The sequence below is a fragment of the Sphingomonas sp. 4RDLI-65 genome (assembly GCF_049472435.1).
Taxonomy (GTDB): Bacteria; Pseudomonadota; Alphaproteobacteria; order Sphingomonadales; family Sphingomonadaceae; genus Sphingomonas.
Map to the genome: position 1 here is coordinate 62372 of NZ_JBCEBT010000007.1, position 14026 is coordinate 76397.

Consider the following 14026-nt stretch of genomic DNA (forward strand, 5'->3'; position numbering starts at 1 on the left):
GTAAGATGCGTCTTACCAAGCTTGAAGTCAATCTTCGGTCAGATCCCGCGCGATGTGCGGGTCACGCAGCAGGGTGTCGATGTGCGTGCCCTCGTCGAAGCTCTCGTCCGCGAGGAACTTCAGTTTCGCCGCATACCGCATCTGCACCCGGTTCGCGACTTCGCGCTGGAGATAGGCGGTATTGGTCCGCAGCGCCTTCAGCACCTTTTCCTCGTCCTTGCCGAGCAACGGCTTCACGAAGACGGTGGCGTGGCGGAGATCGGGGGACATGCGGACTTCGGTGATCGTCACGAGGTGCTTTTCCAGCACGGGATCGTGGACGTCGCCGCGCGCGAGGATGTCGGACAGCGCGTGACGCGCCTGTTCGCCGACTCGTAGCGAGCGGACGGCTTTTGCCTCTGGGGTATCGGTTTTCATTCTTCTAACTCCCCTCCCGCCTGCGGGAGGGGCCGGGGGTGGGCGCCCGGCCTCAGCGTATCGTGCCGTGGATGGCGGGKGSSCACCCCCCAGCCCCCTCCCGCGAGCGGGAGGGGGAGCAGTAAGTTACAAAGTGCGTTCGCGCATCTCGACTTCGAACGTCTCGAGGACGTCGCCGGCCTTGATGTCGACGAAGTTCGACGTGAACGTCACGCCGCACTCCAGCCCCGCACGGACCTCGGCGACATCATCCTTGAAGCGACGCAGCGATGCGATTTCGCCCTGGTAGATGATGACGTCGTTGCGCGTGATGCGCGCCTTGAGCGCCTTGCGGATGTTGCCCTCGGTGACGAGCAGACCTGCCGCCTTGCCGTGCTTGCCCGCCGAGAAGACCTCGCGGATATCGGCACGACCGACGACCGTCTCGAACGCTTCCGGCCCAAGCTCGCCTGCCATCCCCGCCCGGATCTCGTCGATCAGGTCGTAGATCACGTCATAGTACTTGAACGCGACCTTCTGGCGCTCGGCGATTTCACGCGCCTTGGCGTTCGGGCGGACGTTGAAGCCGATGATCGGTGCACCCGATGCCGCCGCCAAGGTGACGTCCGACTCGGTGATGCCGCCGACGCCCGAGCTCAGCACGCGCGCCTTGATCAGATCGGTGGAGATCTTGTTGATCGCCCCGACGATCGCCTCGACCGTGCCCTGCGTATCCGCCTTCACGACCAGCGGATATTCGATCGCCTGCTTTTCCTTCAGCGCCGAGAACATGCTCTCGAGGCTGGCAGGAACCGAGGCGGTCCGCTTGTCGGTCTTCACGCTGCGACGATATTCCGCGACTTCGCGGGCCCGTGCCTCGTTCTCGACCACCTGGAACGGATCGCCCGCCGCCGGGACACCCGACAGACCGAGGACCTCGACCGGCATCGCCGGACCCGCTTCCTTGATCTGCTTGCCCTTGTCGTCGACCAGCGCACGGACCTTACCGCTCTCGCCGCCGACCACGAAGATGTCGCCGACGCGCAACGTACCGCGGTTGACGAGGATCGTCGCGACCGGGCCACGACCCTTGTCGAGCTTGGCCTCGATCACCGTACCCTCGGCCGCGCGATCCGGATTGGCGCGCAGTTCGAGCAGTTCGGCCTGGAGCTGGATCTTCTCGATCAACGCATCGAGACCGATCTTCTTGGTCGCGGAGACTTCGACGTCCTGGACGTCGCCGCCCATGTCCTCGACCACGATCTCCTCGCTCAGCAGGCGCTCGCGCACCTTCTGGGCATTGGCGCCTTCCTTGTCGATCTTGTTGATCGCGACGATCATCGGCACGCCCGCCGCCTTGGTGTGGGCGATCGCCTCCACCGTCTGCGGCATCAGGCCGTCGTCCGCCGCCACCACCAGGATGACGATGTCGGTGACGTCCGCGCCACGCGCACGCATCTGCGTGAACGCCTCATGGCCCGGGGTGTCGAGGAAGGTGATCTTCGACTTGTCCTTCAGCGTCACTTGGTAGGCGCCGATATGCTGGGTGATGCCACCCGCTTCGCCACGCACCACGTCGGTGCCGCGCAGGGCATCGAGCAACGACGTCTTGCCGTGATCGACGTGACCCATGATCGTGACGACCGGCGCGCGTGGCTTCAGAGTCTCCTCGGCATCGTCGATCGTGTCGTTGGCCAGATCCTGGTCGACATCGCTGACGCGCGTCAGGTTGTGGCCGAACTCGGTAACGAGCAACTCGGCGGTATCCTGGTCGATCGTCTGCGTCATCGTGACGGGCATGCCCATCTTGAACAGCGCCTTGACGAGGTCGGCGCCCTTCTCGGCCATGCGGTTGGCGAGTTCCTGCACCGTGATCGCCTCGGGGACGACGACGTCGCGGATCTGCTTGGCCTGCGCCTCGCGCGGACCACCGGTGCCACGACGCTCCTTCTCACGCGCACGCTTGAGTGCGGCGAGCGAGCGAGCACGTGCACCATCACCATCGCCGAGCGCGCGGTTGACGGTGAGCTTGCCCGAGGTGCGACGATCGTCACCCTTGCGGTCACGCTGCTGCGGACGCGCGGGGACCGCATCGCGACGGACGCCACCGGCCGGAGCATTCGCACCGGTCGCGCCGGGACGCGCGGCGGTCGTGCCGGCGTTGCCCGTCGTTGCCGGCGCTGCGGCAGCGGGGGCTGCGACAGGCTTCGGCGGCGGCGGAGGACGCTCTGGACGCGCCACCGGCGAGAACCGGCGTGGTGCCGGGAACGCCGGATCGCGGGTCAGTTCGATGATGGGCGGCGGTGCCGGCGGTGCGACAGGGGCCGGCGCAGGCTTGGGAGCCGGTGCAGCCACTACCGGAGCGGGCTTCGGTGCAGGTGCAGGTGCCGCAGCAACCGGAGCCGGGGCAGGAGCCGCAGCAACGGGCGCTTCGACCGGAGCCGGCGCAGGCGCTGGCATCGGTGCTGCGACCGGAGCAGGAGCCGCTTCGACCACAGGAGCGGGTGCGGGCGCAGGCGTCTCGACCGGCTTCGGCGCCTTGGCTTCCGCCTCGGCCCGTGCACGCTCGGCGACGCGGTTACGCTCGTCCTCGATCGCCTTGGCCCGCTCGGCCTCCTGGCGACGACGCCCTTCTTCCAGCGTGTTCATGCGCTGCTCTTCGGCCTCGCGGAGCAGCTTGGCCTGACGCTCCTGCGGCGACAGATTGCTCTGCTGCTGACGCACGGGGGCGGGCGCAGGCTGCGGCGCGCGCGCCTGTGGTGCCGGAGCGGCAGGCGCCGCAGCCGGGGCAGGTGCGGCAACCGGGGCGTCCGCGACCTGCACGTCGGGCTCGCCCGGACGGCGCAGGACGCGCGCGCGCTTGGTTTCCACGATCACCGTATTCGATCGGCCGTGGCTGAAGCTCTGCTTCACCTGGCCGGTCTCGACCGTGCGCTTCACACCCAAAGGTGCGCGCATGCCAAGTTTCGGCTTCTCGTTGTCCGTGTCGCTCACTCAAATTCCTCAGTCATGTCCACGGCCGGGCGTTGTCCGGTCGATCCGGACGCCCCTCTATTTTGTGACGCCGATGCGCCCTGCGAGGCCGTTTCGCAAGACACGGAAGAAGGTTCGGAGCCGATAAAATGCAGCCAACGGTCGAGCGCTTCGCTCACCCGCTTTGCTGCAGCGCGGTCTGTCAGGCCGATGTGTACCACATTTTCCCGTCCCAGCGCCAACGCCAATATGGTGCGCGACACAGGGAGTGCCAACCCCCGCAAACCCGAGCCCTCGACATCGTTGCCGATACGCCACGCCTGATCGAGCTTGCGGTTGCCATCCTCGGCAGCGTCGGACGCATGATACAGCGTCTTCAGCTTCCCCTGACGTGCGTTCTGCTCGATCCGGTCGGAGCCGATCAGAACCGTTCCCGAGCGCGATTCGAGCCCGAGCCGGTCGAGCGCGTTACGTTCCAGCGCGGCTTCGATCTTGGCGGGAAGCTCGGGATCGATGGTGAACTCGGCGGTCTTGAACGCGCGGGAGAGGGCGCCTTTGAGCTTGCCCTTCTTGATCGCGGCTTCGAGCTCGACTCGAGTCACACCGATCCACGCGCCGCGGCCGGGAGCCTTGGCGCGCACGTCGGGCAGAATCTGGCCATCGGGCGACAACGCGAGTCGCACGAGGTGGGGCCGCACGTCGCGCTCACCCGAGAGAATGCACTTGCGGACGGGGGCGTCTTCATCCCCCTCCCGCATGCGGGAGGGGCTAGGGGTGGGCTCGCGCTTTCCCCCATTGCTGCCTTTAGCTTTAGCCCTGGAAGCGTGAGACTTGGCCGAAGCGTCGCCTTTAGCCGAAGCCGGGCGCCCACCCCTCGGTCCCCTCCCGCTTGCGGGAGGGGAGGAAGGTAGGGTTTCGGTAGCGCCTAGCGTCTCATCGGGAGGGTTCCGCATTTGCGTCCTCCTGCGCCGGAGTATTTGGGGCCGTCTTCGGAGCGTCGCGGTCGACCAGCAACTGGCCGCCCGCGCCGTAATTCTCGGTCGAGACCTCTTCGATCACGATCTGCACCGCAGCCGGGTTCTTTCCCAGCCGCTGCACGAGCGACTGGGTGACGTCGGCGACGATGCCGGACTTCTGGTCCTTGGTGGCGGACCCCGAGATGCGGATGCTGACGAACGGCATCAGGCCTTGTCGCCCTCGCTCTTCGAGTCGGTCTTGTCCGCCTCTTCTTCAACCGAAGCGTCCTCAGCCACGACTTCAGCCGTCGTCTCTTCAGTCGCAACGTCCTCGACCACGGCGTCATCAGCCGAAGCCTCTTCCACCGGAGTCTCGTCCGCGTCGTCTGCCTGCTCAGTCGAAGCCTCGGGAGCTTCGTCCTCGAACCAATGCGCACGCGCCGCCATGATGATCTCGTTGCCCTGCTCGTCGCTGAGGCCATACTCAGCGAGAATCCCGCCCTTAGGCTCAGGACGCTTCGGCGCATCTTCATTGCGACGACGTGGCTCGACGCGCTTCTTCTCGACCAGCTCGTCGGTCGCCAGATCGGCGAGGTCGTCGAGCGTCTTGATGCCCGCCTTGCCGAGCGTGACCAGCATCGCCTCGTTGAGATACGGCATGCCGGCCAGCGCGTCCTCGACGCCGAGCGCGGTACGCTCCTCGCGGCTCGCCGCGTCGCGACGCTCCAAAGCCTCGGTCGCGCGGTTCTGCAACTCGCCCGCCAAATCCTCGTCGAAGCCCTCGATGCCGGCGATCTCCTCGACCTCGACATAGGCGACCTCTTCGAGGTTCGTGAACCCTTCGGCGACCAGCAGCTGTGCGAGCGTCTCGTCGACGTCGAGTTCCTTCTCGAACATCGCCGAGCGCTCGACGAAGTCCTTCTGGCGCTTCTCCGACGCATCGGCCTCGGTGAGGATGTCGATCGCCTTGCCGGTCAGCTGCGACGCAAGCCGCACGTTCTGGCCGCGACGACCGATCGCCAGCGACAGCTGATCGTCAGGAACGACCACCTCGATGCGCTCTTCTTCCTCGTCTATCACGACGCGCGACACGGAGGCCGGCTGCAACGCGTTGACGACGAAGGTCGCGATGTCGGGCGACCAGGGGATGATGTCGATCTTCTCGCCCTGCATTTCCTGCACGACGGCCTGGACGCGGCTACCCTTCATGCCGACGCACGCGCCGACCGGATCGATGCTCGAATCATGCGAGATGACGCCGATCTTCGCGCGCGAACCCGGATCGCGGGCCGCAGCCTTGATCTCGATGATACCGTCGTAGATCTCGGGCACTTCCTGCGCGAACAGCTTCTTCATGAAGTCGGGATGCGCGCGGCTGAGGAAGATCTGCGGCCCGCGGTTCTCGCGGCGGACGTTCAGGATCAGCGAGCGGATGCGGTCGTTGACGCGCACCACTTCGCGCGGGATCTGCGCGTCGCGGCGGATGACGCCCTCTGCGCGGCCCAGGTCGACGACGACATGGCCGAACTCGACGCGCTTGACGACGCCGGTGATGATCTCGCCCGCGCGGTCCTTATACTCTTCGAACTGGCGCTCGCGCTCGGCGTCGCGGACCTTCTGGAAGATGACCTGCTTGGCGGCCTGCGCGGCGATGCGGCCGAACTCGATCGGGGGCAGCGGATCGACGATGAAGTCGCCGAGTGCGGCGTCCTTCTGGAGCTTCTGCGCGCCCTTGACGTCGACCTGCTTGAAATAATCGTCGACCGCCTCGACCACTTCGACGACGCGCCACAAGCGCAGATCGCCGGTGTTCGGATCGAGCTTCGCGCGGATGTCGTTCTCGGCGCCGTAGCGCGAGCGGGCGGCGCGCTGGATCGCGTCCTCCATCGCCTCGATCACGATCGCCTTGTCGATCATCTTCTCCGACGCGACCGAATTCGCGATCGCGATCAGTTCCGCGCGGTTTGCGGTGACTGCCGTGGCCATCAATGCTGTCCTTCTTCGGTCTCGGTGCCCTGAGCATCAGGCTCGGCCACGTCTTGATAGAAAACTTCGTCCGCGCCTTCGGTGGAAAGCGGCGCGGTCGCGGCGATGAGTCGGTCGGTCATGACGAGCTTGGCGTCGGCGACCTGCGAAAAGTCGATCGTCATGATCTTGTGCTTGTTGACGTCGACGGTGATCTTCGTCCCCTCGACGCCCATCAGGTTACCCGAGATCTGCTTGCGGTCCTCGAACGGCTCGACGAGACGGATACGCGCCTCCTGGCCTTCCCAGTCGGCGAAGTCCTGCAACCGGGTCAGCGGGCGATCGATACCCGGGCTCGACACTTCGAGACGGTATGCGTCCTCGCCGACCGGGTCCTTGCCCTCGGCTTCGAGCGCATCGAACTTGTCCGAGATCCGGCGCGACAGTTCCGCGCAATCGTCGATGAGCAGCTGGCGGGTGTCGGGGCGCTCGGCCATCACCTGCAACGTCGGATCGGACTTGCCGCCCTGCATGCGCACGCGCACGAGGCTGAGGCCAAGCGCCTTCGCCTCGGGTTCGATCAGGTCGGTCAGCAGGGCGATATTCGCCATCGAAATTCCAAACAGGGCCAAAGCACAGGTGATTGCCGCCGCGGAGCAAGCCCCGCAGCCTCTTCATCTGGCGATGTAGAGAAGTGGTGCCTCTATACGCGGGGTGGCGCTGGTCCGCAAGCGGGAGCAACCTTCGTTTAGTACGCTGCGTTAGCGCAGGGATTTCCGGGAGAAGATCATGATTCGCAAAACGCTGTTCGCCATTGGGTTGCTGACAACCACGCTGCTCGCCTCGACCGCCTGTTCCGCGCAACCGGCAGCGGGGAAGCCGTTCAAGGAAACGGTGGTGGTCGATCTCGATTCGCCATGGGCGATGACGTTCCTGCCGGACGGCCGGGCTCTGGTAACGGAGAAGGACGGTCGGATGCTCATGGTCTTCATCGCGTCGAAAGATCGCACGAGCAGCGTGACCGCGACGATGCCGGTGGCTGGAATTCCCAAGATCGACAGCGGGGGGCAGGGCGCATTGATGGACGTCGTCCTCGCCCCCGGCTTTGCAAGTAACAAGCTCGTCTATTTTTCGGGATCGATCACCGGCGAAGGCGGCAAGGGCGTTGCCCTCTGGCGCGGGAAGCTCGTCGAGGACAGCCGCGGCCCGCGGCTGGACGGCGTCGAGGAACTGTTTCGCGCGCGGCCGTTCGTCGAGGGCAACGGCCATTACTCCGGTCGCATCGCGTTCTCACCCGACGGCAAATACCTGTTCTTCACCAATGGCGAGCGCCAGAAATTCACGCCTGCGCAGGACCCGAAGATGACGCTCGGCAAGGTGCTGCGCCTCACGCTCGACGGCAAGCCCGCCCCCGGCAACCCGCTGGTTTCGAAGGGCTTCGAGCCCGAGATCTGGTCTTACGGCCATCGCAACCTGCTCGGCATCGCGTTCGACAAGGCCGGCAATCTCTGGGAGCAGGAAATGGGTCCCAAGGGCGGCGACGAGGTCAATTTGATCAAGCCCGGCCTCAACTATGGCTGGCCCAACGCCTCGAACGGCAGCAACTACGACGGCACCGACATCCCCGATCACAAGCCCGGCGACGGCTACGAGCCGCCCAAGGTGTTCTGGAACCCGGTCATCTCGCCCGGCGGCTTGATGATTTATTCCGGCGCGATGTTCCCGCAGTGGAAGGGTGACGCGTTCATCGGCGGTCTGTCATCGAAGTCGCTGGTCCGCGTGCACCTTAACGGCACCAACGCCGCCAAGGGCGACCAATGGGACATGGGTGCGAGGATCCGCGAAGTCGAACAAGGCCCCGACGGCGCGATCTGGCTGCTAGAAGACGGCGGCGACTCCCAAGGCCGCCTGCTAAAACTGACCGCAAAGTAACCCACAACGCCATCCCCCTCCCGCAAGCGGGAGGGGCTAGGGGTGGGCACGCGCTCACCTCCATCGTCATCGTTTCAGTCTGCGAACTTTCATCGCCACGCCAGCAAATGCCGAAACCGCGCGCCCACCCCTCGGTCCCCTCCCGCTTGCGGGAGGGGAGGAAGTCAGTCGCGCACGATCAGGTAATTCATCCGTGCGGCGGCGATCGGCTTCTCCCGCTCGTCCTGCCACGCGGTCGCCTCGACATTCGCCACCCGGTTCCCCAACCGAGTCACCACCCCAGCCGCCCGCGTAGGCTTGTCCCTGCCGCCACGCATGAAATCGACCGTGACGTTCACCGGCTTGATCCGCGCGTCGGAGCCATCGGGACCCTCAGCCTCCAAGGCATGCTGCAAAGCCGCGATCGCCGCCATCTCCAGCAACCCCGAGATCGCCCCGCCATGCAAGAACCCCGGCCGCCCCAGCACGTCATCCGCAAACGGCATCAGCAATACCGGCGGCGCACCGTCCTCGGCTTCGACCGAAACGCGAAGAATCTCCGCATAAGGCGGCAAGCCGATGGTCATGCCTCGGTCCTCCTGTTGAGACCCATGCCGGCGACGTCGCCCACCACCATGAACGTCCCCGCGACATGCGCCAGCGGATCGCCCGGATCGCCGTCATGCGCCTGCCCCCGCACGAACGCGATCGAGCGCGTGATCCGGTAGCATTCCCCGCGCCCGATCACCGTCTTCCCCGGCGTCGCCGGCCGCAAATAATCCACCCGCAGGTCGAGCGTCGCATGCGGCACGAACGCATTGCGCTTGATCCAGATCGCCAGACTCGTCGCCATGTCCATCATCGTGATGATCGGCCCCGACGCGATCACGCCGCTCGCCGGATCGCCGATCAGCCGCTCGTCATAGGGCAGCGCAAGCTCCGCCCAGTCGTCGCCATGCGCGTGATAGCGCATCCCCAGCGCGGCGCCGTGCCCGCCGAACCCGCGCGTCGCAAACCATTGTGGATCAAAACCAGCCATGCGCCGAGCCTCTACACGCCGTGTGAGCGCACGCAACATTGCGGGCGGGGGCAGGGGCGGTTAGCGTCGCTGCAAAGATCGAGAGGATCGCCAGAATGAACGACCGGGTCACAATAACCGTCGCCGACGGCATCGCCGACGTCCGCCTCAACCGCGCCGACAAGATGAACGCAATTGACCCGGCGATGTTCGAGGGCATCGCCGCCGCCATCGAGCAACTTAAGGGCATGACCGAAGTCCGCTGCGTCGTCCTCTCGGGCGAGGGCAAGGCGTTCTGCGCCGGTCTCGACATGGCCTCGATGGCGAGCGGCGGCTCGGGGCTGGCACTCGGCGAAAGGACGGCGGAAGGTGCGAACCTTCCCCAGCAGGTCGCCTGGGGCTGGCGCACCCTGCCGATGCCCGTCATCGCCGCAGTCCACGGCGTCGCGTTCGGCGGCGGCTTCCAGATCATGTCCGGCGCCGACATCCGCATCGCGCATCCGAGCGCGCGCTTCGCGATCCGCGAGACGTATTGGGGCCTGGTCCCCGACATGGCCGGCATCGCGCTCTGGCGAACGCTGGCCCGCGACGACGTGCTGCGCGAACTCACCTACACCGCACGCGAGTTCGATGGTGCGGAGGCGTTGCGGCACGGCTTCGTCACGCGCCTGTCCGAAGACCCGCTCGGCGAGGCGATGATGCTCGCCCGCGAGATTGCGGCGAGGAACCCCCATGCGATCCAGGGTTCGAAGCGCCTGTACAACCTCGCGGCGGATGCTGACGCGGTGACGGTCTTGCTCGCCGAGACCGAGGAGCAACTGAAGGTCATCCGCACGCCGAATCAGGTCGAGCAGGTGCGGGCCAACATGGAGAAGCGGGCGGCGGTGTTCGAGGACTGAACCCTTCCGCTCGGATGTAAGGGGAGCAGGATGAAGAGGAGAGTGCGCGCTACACCACCCCAACTTCCAACCACCCCGGCGAAGGCCGGGGCCCAGTTGGGGGACGATGATGGTGTAAGTCGGTGCTTCGTTACAACGACCTTTCCAACTGGGCCCCGGCCTTCGCCGGGGTGATGCAGTTAGGTGCGGTGCGGGGGTATCGGGGCGATGAACTTCGCTATCCCGCCCCTACTTCGCCGCCTTGTCATACGGCGTGAAATCTCGAAACCGGCAATAACCCGACGGGATGGACATGCCCGCCGACACCGTCCGAAACCGATCGTTCCGGCACAATTGCCCGCCATAAACATCGACGATCAGCGTATCGAATGGCCGCAGCGAAGGGCACTCCCCAACCGGCCCTGTCTTCCAGACTCGCTTGCCCGACTGCCGGTACAGGATCGTCTGCGAATCGACGATCTCCGGCCCGTTGAGCTGCTGAAGATCGATGCACCGCACCGGCGCACCCGCGATACGTCCCTCAAGCGGGTCCGATCGGCCGGCGAGAAGAGGAAGCGCCAAGGCTGCGAGGAGAAGCGCGCGCATCACGGCTTCCGATACGGCACGAACTCGCCGAAACTGCAGCTCCCGGTCGGAAACCGCGACGACTGGTCGAACGTCTGTGCGATGTCGCCGCGGCACAACTGCCCGCTCGGCGTTCGCGTCACGAGGATGTCGCCGCGTGCGATCCCCTCGCACCCGCCGACGGTATCGCTGCGGTACACCAGCCTGCTGTTCACTCGGTACAGGATCGTCGCGCCGTAGCCCGAACTCTGCTTCTGCGGAAACTGGTTGATGCACGTCTCGGGCTTGCCCGGTACCAGCCCGGCGAGTTGCTTCGCCAGCTTCTCCTGCACGCCCGCCTCGCGGACCTGCGCGCGTTCGACCTCCGCCTGGGTCTGCGTACACGCGCCCAGCATCAAAGCCGGCAGCATCAAGAGTGGCAGGGTCCGCATCCGCATCGCAACGCTCCTCAAAACCCCCGCCATCCCCATACGCCTATTACCCGCGAAACGCATCCTTCGCCGCGCGATAGGCCGCCAACTGCTCGACCGACGTCGCCCGCAGGAACGGATTGGTCGCGCGTTCGAGCCCGATCGTCGTCGGCACGGTCGGCTCGCCCTTGGCGCGCGCCGCATCGACCTCAGCCATCCGCGCGACGATGTCAGCATTGTCCGGCTCGGCGACCAGCGCATACCGCCCGTTGCTCTGCGTGTATTCATGCCCGCAGAACACCTCGGTCTCGTCCGACAGCGTCGCATAACGCTGCATGTTCGCGAACATGTCGGCCGGCGTGCCCTCGAACAGCCGCCCACAGCCCATCGCGAACAGCGTATCCCCGGTGAAGATCGCCGCATCGTCCGCGAAGTGGAATGCGATATGCCCCTGCGTATGCCCCGGCACCGTCATTACGGTCGCCGCGTGATCGCCGATCTTCACGACATCGCCCTCGCCGACCTGCTCGTCGAGCGTCGGAATCTTGTCCGCCTCCGCCGCCGGGCCGACGACCGTCGCCCCGTATGCCTTCATCTCGGCATTCCCGCCGGTATGATCGGGATGCCAGTGCGTCGTCCACACCCGGTCGATCCGCCAGTCGCGCATCTTGGCGGCGGCGATCACCGGCCCCGCCTCGCCCGGATCGACCACCACCGTCTCGCCCGAGACGGTGTCGTGGATCAGCCAGGCGTAATTGTCGGCCAGCACCGGCACGCGGACGATATCGAGCATCAGCGGTTCACCACTTGCCGGTGTTCGGCATCGACGCCCACGGTTCGGCGGGATCGAGCGCGCCGTCGGCCTGCAACAGCTCGATCGAGATGTTGTCGGGGGTGCGGACGAACGCCATGTGGCCGTCGCGCGGCGGCCGGTTGATCGTCACGCCGAAGTCCATGAGGCGCTGGCAGGTGTCGTAGATATTGTCGACGCGGTAGGCGAGATGGCCGAAATTGCGGCCCTCGCCGTACTCTTCCGGATCCCAATTGTGCGTCAGCTCGACTTCCGCACCCTCGTCGCCGGGGACCGAGAGGAAGATCAGCGTGAAGCGACCCTTCTCGTTCTCCATCCGGCGGACCTCCTTCAGGCCCAGCGTTTCGAAGAACGCGATCGTCTTGGCCGGGTCGGTCACGCGGATCATCGTGTGGAGGTATTTCATGCTTGCTCCGAGGGTTGTTCGGAGAAGCAGATAGGGACGGGGGCAGTGGCGTGAAAGGGTCGGGCGCCGACGCAACGCGCAAGGAAGCATGTTCTCCCGCGAAGGCGGGGACCCAGTCGGGCTCCCGCCTTCGCGGGAGAACAAGGAAGCGGACGCTAGCGTCCGATCGGCGTGCTGGGACGAGGAGCGCTGGTTTGCCCGTCGAACTGCCGCAACGCTGTCACCGCACTCCGCCCGACCGGCGTATCCGGCGCCAGCCGCGCCGCCTGTCCCCAGGCCGCCCGCGCGCCATCCTCGTCGCCGGCCATCGCCGCGATATTTCCCGCCTCGAGCTGCACCGAGGCATCGTCCGCCGATCGCTTCAGCGCCTCGCCGATATCCTTCTTCGCGCGCACCGGATTGGCTTCCCGTCGGGCCAGCGTAGCCGACAACAGCCACGCGAGCGGATCGTCCGCCGCGTTGGTCAACGCCAGATCGATATCGGTCCGCGCCGATTCGAGATCCCCCGTCGCCACCAGCGCCCGCGCATGATCGAGCTGCGCCTCGCCCAGCGCCAGCCCGGTCAGCGTCCCCGCGGTCAGCGCCGAATCGAGCGCCGCGCGCGCCTTGGCCGGATCCGCGGCGGCCAGCCAGGCATTGCCCGCCTGCGCCCAATAGGTCGCAGCGTGGACGTCCTTGGCCAGCTGCGCCTCACGCGCGGCCTCCTCGAATTCGCTTGCCGCCGACGGCCACGCCTTCTCCGCGGCAAACGCCAGCCCGGCGCATGCCCGTGCGAAAAAGCGCCCCCCCGCGATCCGCCAGCGACCCGCCTCGGCACGCGCCGCCGCCGGATCGCTCTGGGTCAGCGCGATGCAGCGCTGCAACCGGTCGGTGCGGATTTCCAGCGGACCGGCGGGGGCGGGCTTGGCCAGTTCCGGACTGGCTTGAAGCGGTGCGAGCGCGAGCAACAGAAAGATCATAGGGCGGCGATCACATCCTCGACCGCCCGGATGATGAGCGCGATATCGGGATCGCGTGACAGGCGGTGGTCGCCGTCCTTGACCAGCCATGTCTGCACATCGGCTGAACGCAACAGCTCGGCGAGCCGCGCGGTCCGCTGCCACGGCACGTCCGGATCGCGCTGGCCCTGCACCAGCCGCACGGGGCCGTCGAACGCGATCTCGCCGAACATCAGCCGGTTGGCCTCGCCCGACGACCAGAACGCGCGGGTGTAGACGGTCGGCTCGGGGCCGTAAGGGTTCTTGCGCTCGATCCGCCCGCCGGTCAGCAGCGCCATCTTTTCGTCGGTGGTGAAGCCCCAGTCGGTGAAGTCCGGCGCCGGCGCAACGCCGACCAGCCCCTTGACCAGGTCCGGCCGCATCTTCGCCGCCAGCAGCATCAGCCACCCGCCCAGCGACGACCCGACGAGAACCGCCGAATCCTCCACAAGCGCGTCGATCATCGCCAGCACGTCGTCGCGCCAGTCGACCAGCGTCTGGTCCTCGAACGCGCCCTCGCTTTGCCCGCAGCCGCCATAATCGAACCGCAGGAACGCGCGGTCCTCGGACTTTGCCCACGCCTCCAGCGTCACCGCCTTGGTCCCGGTCATGTCGGATGCGTAGCCCGACAGGAACACGATCGTCGGGCCGGTACCGGGCGTGTGGTGATAGGCGAGGCGAGGGCGCTCCTTGGCGGGAGGCGGCGCGGGCGGGGTGATCGTATCGGTCATGCTGCCAGC

16 protein-coding genes are annotated in these 14026 nt (G+C 66.4%); 2 read left to right on the top strand and 14 right to left on the bottom strand.

From position 1 onward, the window contains the following. Positions 1–27 precede the first annotated feature (27 nt). The 6 genes from rbfA to rimP all read right to left on the bottom strand — a co-directional run bounded on the left by rbfA (position 28) and on the right by rimP (position 6901). Positions 28–417: a 30S ribosome-binding factor RbfA gene (gene rbfA, locus VH567_RS14655; protein WP_121904291.1), complete on the bottom strand. Its 390-nt coding sequence runs from the start codon at positions 415–417 to the stop codon at positions 28–30. Between the two features lie 126 nt (positions 418–543). Then, complete coding sequence (gene infB, locus VH567_RS14660; RefSeq protein ID WP_423326995.1) at positions 544–3390, bottom strand: translation initiation factor IF-2; 2847 nt, start codon at positions 3388–3390, stop codon at positions 544–546. Next, a complete protein-coding gene (locus tag VH567_RS14665; RefSeq protein ID WP_423326996.1) occupies positions 3387–4127 on the bottom strand; it encodes a DUF448 domain-containing protein in 741 nt (246 codons plus the stop codon). The genes infB and VH567_RS14665 overlap by 4 nt, the downstream gene beginning before the upstream one ends. A 175-nt stretch (positions 4128–4302) precedes the next feature. Continuing rightward, positions 4303–4551 (bottom strand): tautomerase family protein, encoded by a 249-nt coding sequence (locus VH567_RS14670; protein WP_423326997.1) that lies wholly within the window; start codon positions 4549–4551, stop codon positions 4303–4305. Then, entirely contained in the window at positions 4551–6311 is a 1761-nt protein-coding gene (gene nusA, locus VH567_RS14675) for a transcription termination factor NusA (RefSeq protein WP_423326998.1), read from the bottom strand. Before nusA ends, VH567_RS14670 begins: the two co-directional genes overlap by 1 nt. Then, complete coding sequence (gene rimP, locus VH567_RS14680) at positions 6311–6901, bottom strand: ribosome maturation protein RimP (protein ID WP_423326999.1); 591 nt, start codon at positions 6899–6901, stop codon at positions 6311–6313. Before rimP ends, nusA begins: the two co-directional genes overlap by 1 nt. A gap of 178 nt (positions 6902–7079) precedes the next feature. On the opposite strand from rimP, the gene VH567_RS14685 reads away from it, so the two are divergent. Further along, on the top strand, positions 7080–8222 hold the full coding sequence (locus VH567_RS14685) for a PQQ-dependent sugar dehydrogenase (protein ID WP_423327000.1): 1143 nt from the start codon (positions 7080–7082) through the stop codon (positions 8220–8222). Positions 8223–8386: 164 nt separating this feature from the next. On the opposite strand, the gene VH567_RS14690 is transcribed toward VH567_RS14685, so the two are convergent. Together VH567_RS14690 and VH567_RS14695 are read right to left on the bottom strand one after the other, a co-directional pair. Continuing rightward, positions 8387–8788 carry a PaaI family thioesterase gene (locus tag VH567_RS14690; protein ID WP_423327001.1) on the bottom strand — a complete coding sequence of 134 codons (402 nt, stop codon included), beginning with the start codon at positions 8786–8788 and terminating at the stop codon, positions 8387–8389. After that, entirely contained in the window at positions 8785–9240 is a 456-nt protein-coding gene (locus VH567_RS14695) for a PaaI family thioesterase (RefSeq protein ID WP_187503999.1), read from the bottom strand. Before VH567_RS14695 ends, VH567_RS14690 begins: the two co-directional genes overlap by 4 nt. A gap of 95 nt (positions 9241–9335) precedes the next feature. Here VH567_RS14695 and VH567_RS14700 point away from each other — a divergent pair, with 95 nt between their 5' ends. Then, positions 9336–10118 (top strand): crotonase/enoyl-CoA hydratase family protein, encoded by a 783-nt coding sequence (locus tag VH567_RS14700; protein WP_423327002.1) that lies wholly within the window; start codon positions 9336–9338, stop codon positions 10116–10118. 228 nt (positions 10119–10346) lie between these two features. On the opposite strand, the gene VH567_RS14705 is transcribed toward VH567_RS14700, so the two are convergent. The 6 genes from VH567_RS14705 to VH567_RS14730 form a co-directional block, all read right to left on the bottom strand. Continuing rightward, positions 10347–10703: a hypothetical protein gene (locus VH567_RS14705; RefSeq protein ID WP_423327003.1), complete on the bottom strand. Its 357-nt coding sequence runs from the start codon at positions 10701–10703 to the stop codon at positions 10347–10349. Then, the gene (locus VH567_RS14710) at positions 10703–11119 is read right to left on the bottom strand and encodes a hypothetical protein (protein WP_423327004.1); all 417 of its coding nucleotides are present in this window, start codon (positions 11117–11119) and stop codon (positions 10703–10705) included. Before VH567_RS14710 ends, VH567_RS14705 begins: the two co-directional genes overlap by 1 nt. Before the next feature lie 40 nt (positions 11120–11159). Beyond that, a complete protein-coding gene (gene gloB, locus VH567_RS14715) occupies positions 11160–11885 on the bottom strand; it encodes a hydroxyacylglutathione hydrolase (RefSeq protein WP_423327005.1) in 726 nt (241 codons plus the stop codon). A gap of 7 nt (positions 11886–11892) precedes the next feature. Then, positions 11893–12309, bottom strand: coding sequence for a VOC family protein (locus tag VH567_RS14720; protein ID WP_423327006.1), 417 nt, complete (start codon positions 12307–12309; stop codon positions 11893–11895). Between the two features lie 155 nt (positions 12310–12464). Then, the gene (locus tag VH567_RS14725; protein WP_423327007.1) at positions 12465–13268 is read right to left on the bottom strand and encodes a hypothetical protein; all 804 of its coding nucleotides are present in this window, start codon (positions 13266–13268) and stop codon (positions 12465–12467) included. Next, positions 13265–14017, bottom strand: coding sequence for an alpha/beta fold hydrolase (locus tag VH567_RS14730; RefSeq protein WP_423327008.1), 753 nt, complete (start codon positions 14015–14017; stop codon positions 13265–13267). The genes VH567_RS14725 and VH567_RS14730 overlap by 4 nt, the downstream gene beginning before the upstream one ends. Positions 14018–14026: the final 9 nt, after the last annotated feature.